General features: G+C 39.7%; 14 protein-coding genes and 1 pseudogene. 4 read left to right on the top strand and 11 right to left on the bottom strand.

Translation table 11 applies throughout. The annotated features are described in order from the left end of the window. A pseudogene (locus tag WKI23_RS08185) lies at nt 1-177 on the top strand (AAA family ATPase); the annotation flags it as partial. A 129-nt stretch (nt 178-306) separates the two neighbouring features. Beyond that, nucleotides 307-759, top strand: coding sequence for an NUDIX hydrolase (locus WKI23_RS08180; protein ID WP_033676801.1), 453 nt, complete (start codon nt 307-309; stop codon nt 757-759). Here the strand turns inward: WKI23_RS08180 and WKI23_RS08175 are convergent. Continuing rightward, nucleotides 756-902: a hypothetical protein gene (locus WKI23_RS08175; RefSeq protein WP_368079572.1), complete on the bottom strand. Its 147-nt coding sequence runs from the start codon at nt 900-902 to the stop codon at nt 756-758. The two genes, WKI23_RS08180 and WKI23_RS08175, sit on opposite strands and share 4 nt — an antisense overlap. 67 nt (nt 903-969) lie before the next feature. On the opposite strand from WKI23_RS08175, the gene WKI23_RS08170 reads away from it, so the two are divergent. Beyond that, nucleotides 970-1,269: a DUF1827 family protein gene (locus tag WKI23_RS08170; RefSeq protein WP_368079571.1), complete on the top strand. Its 300-nt coding sequence runs from the start codon at nt 970-972 to the stop codon at nt 1,267-1,269. Nucleotides 1,270-1,441: 172 nt separating this feature from the next. Here the strand turns inward: WKI23_RS08170 and ezrA are convergent, their stop codons facing one another. The 7 genes from ezrA to WKI23_RS08135 all read right to left on the bottom strand — a co-directional run bounded on the left by ezrA (nt 1,442) and on the right by WKI23_RS08135 (nt 11,264). After that, complete coding sequence (ezrA, locus tag WKI23_RS08165) at nt 1,442-3,169, bottom strand: septation ring formation regulator EzrA (protein WP_368079570.1); 1,728 nt, start codon at nt 3,167-3,169, stop codon at nt 1,442-1,444. A gap of 81 nt (nt 3,170-3,250) precedes the next feature. Next, complete coding sequence (gene gyrB, locus WKI23_RS08160) at nt 3,251-5,197, bottom strand: DNA topoisomerase (ATP-hydrolyzing) subunit B (RefSeq protein WP_050253102.1); 1,947 nt, start codon at nt 5,195-5,197, stop codon at nt 3,251-3,253. Nucleotides 5,198-5,211: 14 nt separating this feature from the next. Further along, the gene (locus tag WKI23_RS08155; RefSeq protein ID WP_368079569.1) at nt 5,212-5,775 is read right to left on the bottom strand and encodes an HAD family hydrolase; all 564 of its coding nucleotides are present in this window, start codon (nt 5,773-5,775) and stop codon (nt 5,212-5,214) included. Between the two features lie 84 nt (nt 5,776-5,859). Beyond that, nucleotides 5,860-6,414 carry a DJ-1 family glyoxalase III gene (locus tag WKI23_RS08150; protein ID WP_084588593.1) on the bottom strand — a complete coding sequence of 185 codons (555 nt, stop codon included), beginning with the start codon at nt 6,412-6,414 and terminating at the stop codon, nt 5,860-5,862. 10 nt (nt 6,415-6,424) lie between these two features. Then, a complete protein-coding gene (locus WKI23_RS08145) occupies nt 6,425-7,648 on the bottom strand; it encodes an FtsW/RodA/SpoVE family cell cycle protein (protein ID WP_368079568.1) in 1,224 nt (407 codons plus the stop codon). Between the two features lie 36 nt (nt 7,649-7,684). After that, nucleotides 7,685-10,135, bottom strand: a complete 2,451-nt coding sequence (locus tag WKI23_RS08140; RefSeq protein WP_368079567.1) for a bifunctional DnaQ family exonuclease/ATP-dependent helicase — start codon at nt 10,133-10,135, stop codon at nt 7,685-7,687. A 199-nt stretch (nt 10,136-10,334) separates the two neighbouring features. Further along, on the bottom strand, nt 10,335-11,264 hold the full coding sequence (locus WKI23_RS08135) for a peptidase U32 family protein (RefSeq protein ID WP_368079566.1): 930 nt from the start codon (nt 11,262-11,264) through the stop codon (nt 10,335-10,337). 139 nt (nt 11,265-11,403) lie between these two features. Between WKI23_RS08135 and WKI23_RS08130 the strand changes: the two genes are divergently transcribed. Next, nucleotides 11,404-11,691 (top strand): DUF3270 domain-containing protein, encoded by a 288-nt coding sequence (locus WKI23_RS08130; RefSeq protein WP_368079565.1) that lies wholly within the window; start codon nt 11,404-11,406, stop codon nt 11,689-11,691. 28 nt (nt 11,692-11,719) lie between these two features. Here the strand turns inward: WKI23_RS08130 and ciaH are convergent, their stop codons facing one another. From ciaH to WKI23_RS08115, 3 genes are all read right to left on the bottom strand, one after another. Continuing rightward, a complete protein-coding gene (ciaH, locus tag WKI23_RS08125; RefSeq protein WP_368079564.1) occupies nt 11,720-13,054 on the bottom strand; it encodes a two-component system sensor histidine kinase CiaH in 1,335 nt (444 codons plus the stop codon). Beyond that, the gene (ciaR, locus tag WKI23_RS08120) at nt 13,044-13,718 is read right to left on the bottom strand and encodes a two-component system response regulator CiaR (RefSeq protein ID WP_000590627.1); all 675 of its coding nucleotides are present in this window, start codon (nt 13,716-13,718) and stop codon (nt 13,044-13,046) included. The genes ciaH and ciaR overlap by 11 nt, the downstream gene beginning before the upstream one ends. A gap of 106 nt (nt 13,719-13,824) precedes the next feature. Then, nucleotides 13,825-16,371, bottom strand: coding sequence for a M1 family metallopeptidase (locus tag WKI23_RS08115; RefSeq protein WP_368079563.1), 2,547 nt, complete (start codon nt 16,369-16,371; stop codon nt 13,825-13,827). Between the last annotated feature and the right edge of the window lie 106 nt (nt 16,372-16,477).

The following is a 16,477-nucleotide window of genomic DNA, read 5'->3' as shown; positions in this document are numbered from 1 at the left end:
ATGGGAGCACGCCCACTTCGCCGTACTATTCAAGACTATATTGAAGACGCAATCACTGATTACTACCTTGAAAATCCAAATGAAAAAGATCTCAAAGCAGTTATGACTAGCAAGGGCAATATTCAAATTAAGTCTGCCAAAAAAGCTGAAGTAAAAAGTTCTGAAACAGAAAAATAAATCCTATAGAAAAGGAGTAGAAAATGAAAATTTTCTGCTTCTTTTTACTAAAATAACTGTAATTTCTTGACAGCTTGCCCTTTGTCCATTATGATAATAATAACGATACTAGATAATGAGGAAAATGCAATGGCAAACCCAACTTTCGGAGAAAAAAAAGCGAATACAGACTATGTTGCTCGTTACGGTGTATATGCAGTAATTCCAGACGCTGAACAAAAACAAATTGTTCTTGTTCAAGCGCCTAATGGCGCTTGGTTCCTACCAGGTGGCGAAATTGAATCAGGTGAAAATCATCAGGAGGCCCTAAAACGTGAGTTGATTGAAGAACTTGGATTCACAGCTGAAATTGGTACCTATTACGGACAGGCTGACGAATATTTCTACTCTCGTCACCGTGACACCTACTACTACAATCCTGCCTACCTCTATGAAGCGACTTCCTTCAAAGAAGTACAAAAACCATTAGAAGACTTTAATCATATCGCCTGGTTTCCTATTGATGAGGCTATTGAAAATCTCAAACGTGGTAGCCATAAATGGGCCATTCAATCTTGGAAAAAACAGCATAAGATTGACTAATACTCTTCGAAAATCTCTTCAAACCACGTCAGCGTCGCCTTACCGTAGATATGGTCACTGACTTCGTCAGTCTTATCTACAATCTCAAAACTGTGTTTTGAGCAGCCTGCGACTAGCTTCCTAGTTTGCTCTTTGATTTTCATTGAGTATAAATCAAGCTACTTTATTTAAAAAGTGCTATAATAGAATTAGAAAATCGGAGGAAATATTATGAAGCTTATCAATACGACAAACTCACACTCGCAACTTGTAAAAAGCCAGCTAGAAAGTACCGATGCAACCCTTGTTGAAGTCTATTCTGCAGGGAATACAGATGTTATTTTTACCCAAGCGCCGCTTCACTATGAAATCCTCATCTCAAACAAACACCGTGCTATTCGTGAACCTGAAATCGAAACCATTCAAGAGTTTTTCTTGAAACGTAAAATTGATAAGGAAGCTATTGATGAGGCTAATATCAAGACACTCTACTCAGAGAAATTGATTGGAATTTCGATTCCAATCAAGTAAAAACTCGATTTGAGAAAAAATCCAGTAAGTCTTTCCATAATAAAACGCATAGTAGCAAGAGTTTCTACACCCGCTATTATGCGTTTTTATCATTTTGAAATCTATTGCTAAAGATATTACTATAAAAAAGATTTGATTCTGCTTCTCACACAATCAAATCTTTTTTGTTATTTTAAAAACGAATCGTTTCACGTGTTTTCTCATATGAGGTAACAAAGCGGTTGGTTACACCAGGTTCTGCTACTTCCAATGCTTGCGAAATCTTGTCAAATGAAGCGCGATAATCAAATTCTTTTTCAAAGATATCTAAAGCTTCGTTAAATGCTTCTTGAATGCGTTCATCAAATGAGCGGTAGCGGTTAGAATATTGCAATAGTTGCTCTGTCAAGGTTGCATACTGCACAATATTATAAGTTTCCGTTTCTAAAGCTTCCATATCATTCGTTGCAATTTCAAGAACTCTGGTAACAGATTCAATGTTAATCATTTTTTGTTCTAACTCAACCATTAAATCCTCGGTATTATTGCTTGCCGTAAAGAATAACTTCAAGAAAGTTTGTGGAATACCTGGCAGATTGCGTTTTTCCATGTATCGCTTGATAGTATGGAGACGATTGACATAAACATTGGCCTTTTGACGTGCATTGATATCATCTTTCTCAATTTGCGTCAGACGCTCACTAACTGAAATTTGGTCATCCTCAATTTCTTTTAATTGAGTTTGTAAATCCTCAAGTTTTTCTTCAAGAACTGAATAAGCTTGGGTTGGTTCTTCTTGATTTGAAGTTACCTCAGCAATAGCTGCCTCAAAACTCTCTAATTCTGTCTGAATACGACGAACATGGCTTGCAGCTGTCTCAGGAAGTAAATAGGTCTTGTTCAAACGTGCAATATCTTCTACCAATAAAGTATTATTCTCTTTCATATGTTGAAGATAGGTTGGAAGAGTTGCAAGTAGATTTTCCACTACTTTCTGAGCAGCAATTTCTCGAGTAAAAATATCATACAAGGCATTGATTTCCTCTTGTGCCTGTCCATTCTCATACTCGGCATTGTCCAATTCCAACTGACGAATATTCTCTTGGTTTTTCTTGAATGCTTCATAAAGCAAGTGGAAACGTGCTTCAATATCCGTTTCAACAAAATGATAATTAGCATCAATTAGTTTACGATAACCATCTTCTAAATCTTCTAGTTGATCTGGTAGCTCTTTAGATAATGTTGTTACAATTGCTGGTATACGATCAACAATATGTGTCAAAGCCAAGATATGATTTTCAGCATTATCCAAAATCACAGCAGCTTCTACTGGGTCACCCGATGAATTCAAGGTTACAAATTGTGAAAATTCAGATTGGATATTTTCTAATTGTTTTTCAATTTCATCCAAGGCTTGACCATACTGTTCTGAATTTTCAGCAACTCTATGCTGAAGTTCCTCAAATAAATCCAAAGCATGAAGAACACGACCACTATTTTTAGATTCTTGCTTCTCTAAGTCTGCCAAAGCATTGCGAATTTCAGCAATATCTTCTTCAATCAAAGTAATTTGACTCTCAATTTGGTCAATTTGATGACTGGCCTTGAGAAAACGAAATGAATGGTTATATCCTTCTGCTTCAAAGAGATTATTTTCAATATCGGCAAAAGAGTTGAGAGATAAATCGACCCATTTTTGATTCCATTCACGGAAAGCCACTTGACTTTGTCCAATCAAGTGCATATTTTTTACAGCTTCTACTTCATCATTTACTGGAAGATTGTATAGTTCTTCTTTTCTTTCTTCTAGCGCCTCTAATCTTCCCTCGTTTCGCTTACGTAGAAAGATTGCCACTACATAAGCCAGAACTAAAATGACTGCAATTGCAACCATTAAATAAATTAGTTGTCCATTAGACATATCAAACTCCTTTTTTACTTGAAACAATCGTAATGATTATATCATATTTTTTAGACCAAGGGAACTACTTCTCCCGATTTTTTAGACATCAAGTGTACTATAAACGGCATTTTCCTCGATAAACTCACGACGAGGCTCTACTCGATCCCCCATCAACATATCAAAGATTTTATCTGCTTCTGCAGCATCATCCACAGAAACTCTAGCCATCAAGCGATGTTCGGGATCCATGGTTGTTTCCCATAATTGGTGGTCATCCATTTCACCCAAACCTTTATAACGCTGAATAGTTGGTTTGGCACGTCCTTCACTGTGGCGGGCTAAAGCTTCTTGGAGTTTGATTTCTTGATCTGCACCTGGCTGGATGTATTCTTTAATCTCACTTCCAACCTTGACACCATAGATTGGAGGTTGGGCAATATAAACATAACCAGCTTCTAGGATTGGTTTCATATAACGATAAATCAAGGTTAAAAGAAGAGTACGAATGTGGGCTCCATCGACATCGGCATCGGTCATCAAAACAAGCTTTTGGTAACGAGCTTTTGAAACATCAAATTCTGCGCCAAATCCTGTTCCCATGGCTGTGAAAAGACTACGAATTTCTTCGTTAGCAAGAATCTTATCCATGCTGGCTTTTTCAACGTTCAAGATTTTACCGCGAATTGGTAGGATAGCCTGGAACTCACGGTTACGACCAGATTTGGCTGATCCACCAGCTGAGTCTCCTTCGACGATGAAGAGTTCTGTTTCAGCAGGATTGTTAGAAGAACAGTCTGCTAGTTTCCCTGGAAGGTTGGAAATTTCCAAACCAGATTTTTTACGAGTGACTTCACGCGCACGCTTGGCAGCTACACGAGCTTTGGCAGCCAAAATTCCTTTTTCCACGATACGTTTGGCAATCTGTGGATTTTCCATGAGGAAATCGGAGAAGGCTTCACTGAAGAGACGATTGGTAATCTTGACCACTTCGCTGTTCCCCAGTTTGGTCTTGGTTTGTCCTTCAAACTGTGGATTTGGGTGTTTAACTGAGATAACTGCAGTTAATCCTTCGCGAACATCTTCCCCTGTTAAATTATCTTCATTGTCTTTTAGTAACTTATTCTTACGAGCATAATCGTTGATAACACGTGTCAAGGCTGTACGGAAACCTTGCTCATGCGTTCCACCTTCATGGGTATGAATATTATTGGCGAAACTCATGACATTTTCATGGTAACCTGTTGTGTACTGCATAGCTACTTCAACTGTGATATCATCCATCTCACCATCTGTGTAAATTGGTGTATCAAAGATTACATCCTTGTTCTCATTGATATATTCAACATAGCTAGCAATCCCACCTTCATAATGGTAGTGCTTGGTTTGTTCCAAACCTTCACGCTTATCTGTAATGGAGATTTGAAGACCGCGATTTAGAAAGGCCAATTCTTGAATGCGTTTATTTAATTTATCAAAATCAAAGGTTGTTGTTTCAGTGAAGATTTCTGGGTCTGGTGTGAAGTGAACCGTTGTTCCAGTTCTATCTGTATCTCCAACCACCTCAAGATCCGCAACAACATGACCACGACGGTATTCTTGGTAATGAATTTTACCGTTTTTGTGGACATGAACATCTAATTGAGTGGAAAGGGCGTTAACTACTGACGACCCCACTCCGTGAAGACCACCTGAGACCTTATAGCCGCCACCGCCAAATTTTCCTCCAGCGTGAAGGACAGTAAAGACAGTCTCAACGGCAGGTCGACCTGTTTTTTCCTGAATATCGACTGGGATACCACGCCCATCATCGACAACAGTAATCGAATCGTCTGGCTCAATAAAGACTTGAATATGGCTGGCAAATCCTGCCAAGGCCTCGTCAATTGAGTTATCAACAATTTCCCAGACTAAATGGTGAAGACCTTCTTTTGAGGTTGACCCGATATACATCCCTGGACGCATACGAACAGCCTCTAAGCCCTCTAAAACTTGAATTTGACTGGCATCATAATCCTGTGCCTGCAGATTTTTGATTTCTTCTGTCATCTTATTCCTTTTTCTTACATGTCTAATACTTGTCTTAAATTCACGATACTGGTAAACAAGTGGGTATCGAGTCCTGCAGATTGACCTGCTTCGATATCAATCGGTCGATCACCAATGACAAGACCTGAGCTAATCTGATACTTTTCTCTTAAATAAATCATGGACTCAGGGTTTGGCTTTCTCTTAAAACCTGAGCTAGAAGTCACTACTTCCGTAAAATAGGTTGTTATAGAAGTTTTTTCTAAAATTTCTAAGACCTGATTATTTCGATGAGAGACCAAAAAATGACGTCCACCTTGATTTGAAATGTCTTCCAATAGGTCAGAAACTCCTTCAAACAAAATCGGGTGTTCAAGCTCTCTGGCTTCATTTTCCTTGTATTTTTCTAAAAAATGCTCTAAATTGGGAGCGAATATCTCAATCGCAAAAGGAGTAGAAACCTTTAAAGCCTGATAGACACTGTCATGGTCTTGTGTGATACCATACAATGCCAATGTTTCAACAAATGCAGCTGTTGAAGTTTCATAATTATTCAGTAAAGTTCCACCTAAATCCCAGATATAATCGTGATATTTCATACCCTTCATTATAGCATTTTTTTATGAAAAAAGCGATGATTTCCCTGATTTTTCCACATAAAAAACGAGAGAATAACTCCCGTTTTACTGATTTTTACCAAAGACATCTCGATAGAGCATTCCTGTTCGTAAACTCTCTGCGTCCCCTCCTAGTTGGTCCACCAACTCGTAGGCAAAGGCAAGAGCTGTCGAAGGGCCTCGACTGGTTGTCAACTGACCATCTACCACTACTGTTTCCTTGACATATTGACCATCAAGGATTTGCTCTTGAACGCCGTCATAGCAAGTGTACTGCTTATTTTTCAATAGCCCTGCTTGGTTGAGGGCAATTGGCGCCGCACAAATGGCCGCCAGTTTCTTCCCTTCTTGTTCGAAATTTTGCAACTCTTGAATCAAGGCCTGATTGTCCCGTAAATTTGCAGAACCAGGCATCCCTCCAGGAAGAACAATCATGTCATAGTCTGATAAATCACCATCAAAAACACGATCTGCACTTACTTGGATTGCATGCGAACCCGTTACTTGCTCTTCAAACCCAACCATATCACAAGTAATATTTGCACGACGCAAGACATCTACAACTGTCAAAGCTTCAATTTCTTCAAAGCCCTGAGCTAACATAACTGCTACTTTTACCATGATTTTCTCCTTATTTGATTTGTTTTAATACAACCTTTTTCCGTTTGAATGGGACTTTTCCGCTCTTTTCTTCAGCTAGATTAGTCTGGTAACTCATCGATAAAAGCAAGCCAACACCAATCAGATTACTGATAATAGCTGATCCCCCTTGAGAAATGAAAGGCAAGGGAATCCCCGTCAAGGGAAGCAAGCCCGTCACGGCACCGATATTCTCAAAGATATGGAAGAGTAACATCATAATCAAACCTGTGGAAATATAGGTGTAGAACTGATTATTTGATTTAAGAGTAATCTTCAACATACGATAAATCAGCATGAGATAAAGGGCGATAACAAGGACAGAGCCAATAAAGCCAAAATCTTCTGCAATAACCGTGAAAATCATATCTGACTCACGAACTGGAATAAGCAGATTTGAAGCATTAAAACCTTGACCAAATAAACCACCACTCCCAATGGCAATCTGCCCTTGAGCCTGCTGGTAAGTCGTTGTTTGGGCAAACTCAAAGGGATTGAGCCAAGCCAAAATTCGATTGATTTGGTAGGTCGGCATTCCAATCTGGTGAAGAAAAGCTCGTCCGTCCTTGCTAATAAAGATGGCTAAGAAACCAGCAACTCCTGTCACAGCAGTCACAAATACTGGGATAATAATTTTCCAAGAAACCCCTGATAATAAAACGATTCCTGAGAAAATGGCTACAAAAACCAAAGCCGTCCCCAAGTCACTTTGGAGTGCTAAAAGAATTAGGACTGGAATAGTAAAGAGAATCATCCAGAAAATCAATAAGAAGTCCAGCGGAACTGTGCGTCTCCATTCCTTATGTTTTTTGGTAAACTGGACAATGACACGAGCCAACATGAGGATATAGGATATCTTCATAAATTCTGACGGTTGAAACAAGGTAATGCCATTTACCGATACCCAGTTTTTGGCACCCGTTGATGCAACTAGGCTTGGATTATAAAAGACAATTGGCAAGACCATGAGTCCCAAGCCTAAAATATACAGAAAGGGGGTCACTTTCCAAAGAAATTCTGTATTAAAGAGCATGACCACAAAACCAATCACAAGCCCCAAGGCAATCCAGGCGACCTGCTGCCCTAAAATGGGCAGAATATTGTTTGGATAATCATGACTAACAGCTATATAGATAGCCACCACGCCGATAACCAGTAGAAAAAATACTGGCAAGAGCAAACTATAATCGACTCTAGAGTCGAGAGAACGTTTCATATACACTAACCTTATACTTTCATACAATACTATTTATCAAAGTTCATTTAAAAATCTATCAATAGCCTCATTAACTTCAGATTGAGCAATCGTTGTAACACTCGCTTCTTTTGCTAGAGAAGTCACTATTTGCTTGCCGTATCGTTTTCCGACGATTCTTCTATCCAGAATGAGGGTTAAAGAACGTTGGTGTTCACGTCTCATACTTCTTCCCAAAGCCTGTTTTAAACGAATAATGGCCATTGGCAATTGATAATCATAAAAGGCATTTTTCCCTTCTTGAATTAGTTCCTGATTGATCTTTTTCGTCAAGGGCTCTTGAGGATTTTGGAAAGGAAGTCTCGGTACAACCTGAATCACAAAAGGATGACTTGAAAAATCGACTCCTTCCCAGAAACTTGCTGCACCAAGCAGGATTTGTTGTTCACCTTTTTCAAAGCGTTTCTTTAGCTGATGAACATTCCCATTTTTATACTGGGCCAGATGGCTAACTGGAAGTAAATCCGATACTGCTAGAAGCATGTCTTTAGCAGTAAAGAGAACCAAAATCGGTTGTTGGAAAACTTGAACATCCATCAGTAAATCAGCTACTTCTTGGGCATAAATTTCTAAGGATGTTTCTGTTACTAGGGGAAAATCTTTGACCAAGACCACCTCTTGTTCCTGTTTTTTACAAGCTTCAATCTTAATAAATTTGGCTTCGGGATAACCTAAAAGGTCTGCCAAAGAAACCCTCTGACTAATCTCAAGAGTGGCCGACACTCCCAAGACTTGACATGAATCAGGCACTAAAGAAGATAGAAGAATACGACCTGATTTTGTAGAAGAAATCTGAATTTTCTTTTGACTCGTTTCAGTTGCTTCAAGCCAGTAATCACCTTCAGCCGTAAAATAGCGAACCAGTTCCTCAAAGCCTTCTACCTCTAATTCTGAAAAATACTGGTGAAGATTGGCAAGAGAATCTGAGATATTTTTTCGAGATTTGCCAGACTGAAATTGTTCTATCAAGTAGAAGCACTCAAAGCGAATACTTTCTAGTATTCGTTGTTGAATCCTATTTTCTTCTCCTACTAAAGCCTTATCAAGCAAATCGATAATAGACTGGATATCGTAGGTCTCTTGAAGCAGATTTTCTAGAGCTAACAAAATCTTTTGGACTTCATCAATAATCAATAAACGGTCGCTGACAAATTCAGGATTATCTTCCAGTCTGGTTACAAGATAGGCATGATTGGTCACTAAAAGCTTGCAAGTCTCTGCTCTTTCCTGACTACGTTTCCAAAAATCTTCCGTCATAAATAAGCTCTTGGATGATACATTTCCATCATGACGAAGATCTGTCAGAAAATGTTGGTAACGGTAAAGCTGACCAATCTCATCCAAATCCCCGGTTTCTGTCTCTGTCAACCAGACCAAGAGTTGCATTTTAAAGCGTCTAAATAAGCGATTTTCATCATTTTCCTGCAATGAACGATAAAAGGCATCCAACTTCAGGTAATTCTGTGGCCCCTTTAAACTATGGATATCTGTATGGAATACTTCCTTGAGACGTTTACCTTCTTCTTCCATGATTTGATTTTGAAGAATCTTTGTCGGAACACTAAGGACAATCTGACGATTTTTCACTTGGGACAAAGCGGGTAAGAGATAGCCATAGGTTTTCCCAATCCCTGTCGGCGCTTGAATCAGAGAGACAGGCTCATCTTTCAAAAGTAAGTCGACCTCTTTAGCAAAACGTTCTTGTTCCTCCCTCACTTCAAGGTTTAACAAAGAAATATTTTTAGAAAAATCTTGGGATAGTTTTCGTGGTTCCAGGGGAGCTGCAGTTTTCTTGAAATACAGTCCTTGAACTTCAACCAAGTCTGGAGAAGTCAGGATAGATTGGCTGCGATAAATTTCTTCAATAACCAAGTAGGACTCATATAAGAGAGCGTCAGCCATTTCCAGCAAGCGTTCCAAGAGGTCTTTCGGAAGCTGGGCCATCTTTTCCCGTAAAAACAAGAGTAATTCTGCTGTAGCTTGGGCATCTGAGAGGGCTGTATGGGCATGTTTAAGAGGAATTCCTAATTCTCGACACAATATCGGCAAACTATATTTTTCCAGTTCAGGGAAAAAGACCTGGGCCAATTCGACCGTGTCAACACGAGGATTTCTTAGTTCATAGCCTTCAAAAAATAAATTTTCCGCCAAGAGATTGGCATCAAACTGAACATTGTGGGCTACAAAAATCCCATCCTCCACCAAGTCAAAGATTTTTCTAGCAACTTGCGAAAAATCAGGTGCTTGCGCCAGACGTTGGTCTGTCAATCCTGTCAGTTCTTTGATATGAGCATCTAAGGGTTCATGTGGATTGACATCCGTCGTATAGTGATCGACGATTTTTCCGTCCTCAATCACGACAATTCCCACTTGGATAATTTTAGCCTTACTACCTGTGCTAGTTGCCTCTAAATCCACCACAACATAGCGATTACCAATCGTTTTCATTATAAAAAATTATACCAAAAAAAGGGCCATTTGGCACCTGCAAACATGTGATTAGTTTCAAACTCAAGAACACTACTTGTCTTAAAAATCCCAGCAAACAGAGCATCCTAGCCTACTTATTTTTTTGAAAATATTGGAGAATAAGAAAAATTGAGAGAAGAAATGTTTGCATTTTCCTTCTCTCAACGAATCATTTGCTTTATTTAACCATATCAGGATCGTAATCATAAAATCCTGTATCAAGGAAACGGTTTTTAGGGTGAAGTTTACGAACTTCTTCATCCAGCAAGAAGGCTTGATCATGGCTAAAGTTGCCCTCTTGAATCAAGCTACGCGCTTGGATAAAGAGTCTTGCAATCTCAACAAAGTTCTGACCTGGAGTGTAGAGCCCTTCTAGTTTCCAGTGAGTGAAACCATGCTCCACCAATTCTGTCAATTTGGTCATCAAATCAAGGTCATTGTTGGCAAAGATGTGGGTACCATGATTGTCTTCAAAAATGGAATAGTGGCTCTCAGGATCACTTGGCTCAGCCAAGAAGAGGTCACGCTTGCGAGTCTTTTCATCATCGATATGCGTAAAGTTATAATAGTTTTGCAAGAGCGGACGTTTAGAATGATGGATGACACTGGCACCGTAAACCAAAACTTCAGCAGGAATTTCCAAAATCTCTGGCATTTTGAAAAGTTCTGCAGATGGAATTTCACGCGCCAAAACAGCCTCAGATGCGCCAGCCTTTTGTCCCCAGAAGTTGATCTGACGACTGCTTGTCACCATAGTTGAAGCATCATAAATGGTCTTAAATGAATAACCATCGCGGTTGACTACGTAAAAGACACCTGCATCCCCAATCGTAATGTAGTCTGTCTTGATTTCTTCCAAAAAGTCTAAGAAAGGTTTGATACGGTCCATCATATCTTGGTGCATGAGGGCATTGACTGCAACAATCAATTCCTTACCAGCATCATGAACCAGATTAGCGATTTCACGCAATTGGTCATAACTAAAGGTTGTTGGCAGACGAAGGCCAAAATCTTTCTCGCCAACATAGATACGGTCTACGCCAGCCTCAAGCAATTGTTTAACTTGTTCAATACTTTCAGCAGTTGCTGTAATGATAATCTTTTCCATAAGAAAAATTATACCATATTTCTCCAAAATCAGCTATTCTTTAAAAATGAAAAGGGACTTTATTCTTTTTGTAACCTTTCTGTAATAATTCTCTACTGAAAAAATGATAAAATAGGTATGTACTGTTAAGGAGAGAATCATGCCCGTAAGAAAATTACAATCCTATGAGGTAGACTATCAAGAAGAATTAAACCAGCAACTTCCTCATTATCAAGCTTATACACCTGAAACACCAGCTGATGGCAATCTCAAAGAAATTTTATTTTTTGTCAATATCGCTGTTTTTTGTATCTGCATTGCCATCTTTAGTTTTATCTTTTTATCATTAAAATTAACAACTGTGCTCGCCTTACCCGCAGCAATAGTATCCAGCTTACTTGTTTTAAAAGTCCAACGCTCTATTATCAAACGAAAACTTAAAAAATAAACATATCGCTCCAGATGGGGCGATATGTTTATTTTTTCTTTTTAGATGGTGTGTGGATGGCAATCTTCACTTCAAAGATTGTTCCCTTTGGTTTATTATCTTTAACAGTAATGGTTCCTTTTAAGGCATCTACAATTTGCTTGGCCAGAGATAATCCTAAACCAAAACCACCTTTTTGCCGAGTTCTAGCCTTGTCTACTCGATAAAAACGATCAAAAATCTTCTTCTTATCTTCTGTCGAAATACCGACTCCATTATCAGAAACCAGTAAATACAGATTGCGATCGGTCGCCGAGATAAGAAAATCAATTTCACCATCCTCTTCAGTATACTTGACGGCATTGTCAAAGAGAATCGTCATCAACTGCTTCAAGAGAAGCTGGTCTGTGACAATCGTGCGATGGATGCGATTTTCAAAACGGAAGACACGGTCATTTTCCGAAGCAATCATCTCATAGTTTGTGAAAGTCGTATTGAAAAAGCTAGTTGGAACTTCTGCAAGTTCCGGCTTAATCCCGTCATCTCTACGAGCCAAATTCAACAAGTTTGTCGTCAAAAAACGCATATTTCGGACTTCTTCCAAACTCGATGCAATGCTTTCGCTCACATCCATAATGGTAGCTTCTGGCTTACGAAAAAGGGTCTCTAAACGATTTTGCAAAACTGCAAGTGGAGTTCGTAACTCATGACTGGCATTTTCCACAAAGGACTGCTGCTTCTGCATGCTCTCAAGCAGAGGACGAACACTGATCCTAGCTAGATAGAGACTGGCAAGCAAAGACAAAATCCAGAAACTTGCCATCACGACCACAATCAATTGTTCATGCTTTTGACTGGCTTGCTCCAGCTGGCTGGTGTTAATCAAAACAGCAGCATATTTTACGTTGGTTGACACAGAGTCAATATTTGTCTCCATCAAAATCATACGATAGATTTCTTCCCGCCCATAGCTATTATAAACCTGGATCTGATAGATATGGCCTAGCTCTTTCTTCTCTAACTTAATCTTATCCAAGCCCAAAAATCGATTTCCAGAAAGAAGCTGGGTAAAATTCTTATCAAAAAGAATGACTTCCGTATTGGAACTGACATTAGGTTTTATCTCAGTCTTGCTAGTATCTGTAGCGGCATTTTCTAAATCTTTAATCTCTTCTGTTGCCCTATTTACTGCCAACTGAATAACCGCCTGAGGATTCTTACTCAAGCCATGGAGTGTATCATCCACCGAAGTATAAAGACTCGAATGCATGACCTGCAAAATAATCAAGGTCATGGTAGAGAAAATCAGGGTGAAGACACCAAAGTTGCGGATAAAGTAGCTAAAGTCATCCGCATACCATGTTTTTTTTAGTTTACTGAACATCTTTTAAAATATACCCAACACTGCGCAAGGTTTGCAAATTCTCTGCAAAAGTGGTTCCTTTTAATTTCTTACGGACTTTTGAAACATAAACTTCGACAACCGAAATCGTTGTATCACTATCAAATCCCCATAGACGATCAAAAATCTGAGTCTTAGGCAAAATAACATTTTGATTTTGAAGGAAATAAACTAATAAATCAAACTCTTTACCCAGCAATTCGACAGGAGTATCTTCGACCTTAACGGTATTTGTTGATAAATTGATGAGAATATCTCCATAAGATAGCGTATTTTCATTAAACTTACCTGAACGTTTGAGAAGGGCTTGAATCCGCATTTTGAGTTCTTCTAGGTAAAAAGGTTTGGTCAGATAATCATCCGCTCCCAGTTCAAATCCATGTCCCTTGTCATCCAAGCTTTCCTTGGCGGTCATGATCAGAACTGGAGTCGTAATCCCCTTTTCACGCAATTCTTTCAAGACTTGGAAGCCATTTTTTTCAGGTAACATTAAATCGAGCAAAATCAAGTCATAGACACCACTTTCGGCTTCGTAGAGACCTTCTTCCCCATCAAATACCTGCATGACATCCGCAAAATCGTCTAAAAAGTCAAATACTGAATTTGACAAGCCTAGGTCATCCTCAACTAATAAGATTTTTATCATGAGAAACTCCTCCTTATTAAAACCATTATACCAAATTTGCCTTAAAAAAAACTCAACTCTCTGCATTTTACATGAGATAGCTGAGTTTTCTTTTATTTAGTCTTGATTATTTAGTTCCATATTGAAGAACGACTGCTTCGACTGCAGCTTTTTCACGGTTAATCAAGTCAACACGCGCTGCAATTTCCTTGATTCCCATACCGATGTTACGGCTAAGAGCAAGGTCAGAAAGCTGTGGTTCAAAGAATTCCTTGTATTCTGCCAATCGTTGCTGAGTCTTAAATACGTGTGCAGGAAGGATAACAAAGCTATCAAAGCTCATATCTCCTCCAAGAGCTGCTTTAATCCAAGCCCAGTTTTCACGCGCCCAAGACCAAGCTGTTTCCTGAGTTGCTTGATGAGCTAGGAATTGGTAATACCAAGCAGACAAGTCCTGCGGTTTGACCACAAATTTGTCCTTCCAAGAAGCAATCAAGGTTTGGATATTGTCCGCATCTTTACTATAGGCAAGAGCGGCTGCCAACTGACGTTTAAAGACAGCATCTGTTGCGTGCGTATAAGTGTCAAGATAAAGTACTAACAAGTCTTTGGTCTCATGATGTTTCATCTCATTGATAAGGACTTGTGAGCGAATAGCTGCTGGAAGTCCTGCAAGCTGATCCTTGTGAGCCGCGAAGATTTGGCTAGCGACTTGACTAGCTTCTGCATCATTTGAGCGAATCATCATAGAAACAGCCAGCTGACGAACCAATTCATCCTCATCTGATTCGCCATCTTTAGCTTCAAAACCAAGACGGTCATAGTTATGACGAGCCAATTTAGCAACCAAGGCTTTGAAAGCTCTTTCAGCTTCTGTTCCTTCATCGATAAAGCGCTCAAGAGCAGAAATTACTTCAGAAACAGCTGAAACGACAAGGTAAGACTCTTCCTTGGCAAGTTTATCAAGGACTGGGAACAAGTCAGCATAAGAAATGTGCCCTGCTTCAGCAAGCAAACGACGTTCTTGGACGATTTGCAGTTTGCTTGTGTTATCAAGCTCAACTAGGTCAGCAAGAACTGCATCCAACAAGTCCCCTTGATAGTCTGTAATGTAGTGGGCTGTATTTTCAGTATTGAAATGAAGAGCTCCGTCATTTTCAGCAAGAAGAGCTGCGTAGCCTGGAATTTCTATGCTTTCAGTTTCAAGTGTATCTGGCAAGCCTTTCCAGTTGCTATTGAGTGGCACAACCCAGAGACGGTTCTTGTCTTCGTTCTCACCGATGAAGAATTGTTTTTGTGAAATCTTCAAGACATCATTTTCAACTTTGACAGTAAGAACTGGGTAACCAGGCTGTTCCAACCAAGAATCCATGAAGGCTGCGACATCACGTCCTGACGCTTGACCAAGGGCATCCCAAAGGTCACGACCAATTGTATTGCTGTACTGATGTTTTTCAAAGTAGGCATGCAAACCTTTGGCAAAATCAGCATCTCCTAGCCAACGACGAAGCATGTGCATGAGGCGACTTCCTTTGGCATAGACGATAGCGCCGTCAAAGAGTGTATTGATTTCATCTGGATGTTTAACTTCGACGTGGACAGACTGAACGCCATCAGTCGCGTCACGTTCAAGAGCAAGAGGTACTCCACCTGTTTGGAAATCTTCAAAGATATTCCAGCTTGGTTCAATAGCATCCACACAGACGTATTCCATCATGTTGGCAAAGCTTTCATTGAGCCAAAGGTCATCCCACCATTTCATCGTTACGAGGTTACCAAACCATTGGTGAGCCAATTCATGGGCCACAACAAGGGCAACTTGTTGACGGCTAGCAAATGTAGAGTTCTCATCGACAACCAAGTAAACTTCACGGTAGGTCACAAGACCCCAGTTTTCCATAGCACCAGCTGAGAAGTCAGGAAGGGCGATGTGGAGAGATTGAGGAATTGGGTACTTAACTCCGTAGTAATCTTCGTAAAACTCGATTGAGCGAACGGCAATGTCCAAAGAGAAATCAAGGTTAGAAAGTGGATGTGCTTTGGTAGAGTATACACCAACGAGGGTACCATTCTTGGTTTTAGCGGTTACCCCTTGCAAATCACCCGCAACAAAGGCCAACAAGTAAGAAGACATGCGAGGTGTTGTCTCAAACTTCCAGATACCTGTTTCCTTACGGTTTTCAACATCGATTTCTGGCATGTTAGACAAGGCCAATTCACCTTCTGCTTGGTCAAAACGTAGAGAAAGGTCAAAAGTTGCCTTGGCTTCTGGCTCATCCACACATGGAAAGGCTTCGCGCGCAAAATGGCTCTCGAACTGAGTAGACAAGACTTCCTTCTTCACTCCGTCAACTGTATAGTAAGAAGGATAGATCCCTGTCATGTTATCTGTGATTTTACCAGAAAAGGCAAGAACCACTTCAACTTGACCAGCCTCAGCCAATTCGATATGAAGGGCTTCATTTTCATGGTCAACTGTAAATGGACGAGCTTGACCTGCAACTTCTACAGAAGCGATTTCCAAGTCTTTTTGGTGAAGGGAAATACGGTCACTCTGTGCTTGACCAGTGATGCTCACCTTCCCAGAAAACGTCTTGGTCTCACGACTCAAGTCTAAAAATAAATCATAGTGTTCAGGAACAAATTGCTTAATAAAATGTTCAACTGCTTGCATAGTTTTCTCCTATCTAAGTTTAAGAGCTAAAGCTCTTCTTCAAACAAACTTATTATATCATGTTTTGCTCAAGAAAAAAGGATTGGACGGCGATTTCTAAAACTTT

Source organism: Streptococcus pseudopneumoniae (genome assembly GCF_038148955.1).
Lineage (GTDB): Bacteria > Bacillota > Bacilli > Lactobacillales > Streptococcaceae > Streptococcus > Streptococcus pseudopneumoniae_T.
This window is presented reverse-complemented; position numbering and strand designations above follow the sequence as displayed.

What these genes read in the sequence shown, in the direction of transcription:
- gyrB (WP_050253102.1), bottom strand. Translation starts at nt 5,197, where the DNA reads ATGACAGAAGAAATCAAAAATCTGCAGGCACAGGATTATGATGCCAGT.
- WKI23_RS08140 (WP_368079567.1), bottom strand. Translation starts at nt 10,135, where the DNA reads ATGAAAACGATTGGTAATCGCTATGTTGTGGTGGATTTAGAGGCAACT.
- WKI23_RS08155 (WP_368079569.1), bottom strand. Translation starts at nt 5,775, where the DNA reads ATGAAATATCACGATTATATCTGGGATTTAGGTGGAACTTTACTGAAT.
- ciaH (WP_368079564.1), bottom strand. Translation starts at nt 13,054, where the DNA reads ATGTTCAGTAAACTAAAAAAAACATGGTATGCGGATGACTTTAGCTAC.
- WKI23_RS08135 (WP_368079566.1), bottom strand. Translation starts at nt 11,264, where the DNA reads ATGGAAAAGATTATCATTACAGCAACTGCTGAAAGTATTGAACAAGTT.
- WKI23_RS08175 (WP_368079572.1), bottom strand. Translation starts at nt 902, where the DNA reads ATGAAAATCAAAGAGCAAACTAGGAAGCTAGTCGCAGGCTGCTCAAAA.
- WKI23_RS08130 (WP_368079565.1), top strand. Translation starts at nt 11,404, where the DNA reads ATGCCCGTAAGAAAATTACAATCCTATGAGGTAGACTATCAAGAAGAA.
- WKI23_RS08170 (WP_368079571.1), top strand. Translation starts at nt 970, where the DNA reads ATGAAGCTTATCAATACGACAAACTCACACTCGCAACTTGTAAAAAGC.
- WKI23_RS08180 (WP_033676801.1), top strand. Translation starts at nt 307, where the DNA reads ATGGCAAACCCAACTTTCGGAGAAAAAAAAGCGAATACAGACTATGTT.
- WKI23_RS08145 (WP_368079568.1), bottom strand. Translation starts at nt 7,648, where the DNA reads ATGAAACGTTCTCTCGACTCTAGAGTCGATTATAGTTTGCTCTTGCCA.
- ezrA (WP_368079570.1), bottom strand. Translation starts at nt 3,169, where the DNA reads ATGTCTAATGGACAACTAATTTATTTAATGGTTGCAATTGCAGTCATT.
- WKI23_RS08150 (WP_084588593.1), bottom strand. Translation starts at nt 6,414, where the DNA reads ATGGTAAAAGTAGCAGTTATGTTAGCTCAGGGCTTTGAAGAAATTGAA.
- ciaR (WP_000590627.1), bottom strand. Translation starts at nt 13,718, where the DNA reads ATGATAAAAATCTTATTAGTTGAGGATGACCTAGGCTTGTCAAATTCA.
- WKI23_RS08115 (WP_368079563.1), bottom strand. Translation starts at nt 16,371, where the DNA reads ATGCAAGCAGTTGAACATTTTATTAAGCAATTTGTTCCTGAACACTAT.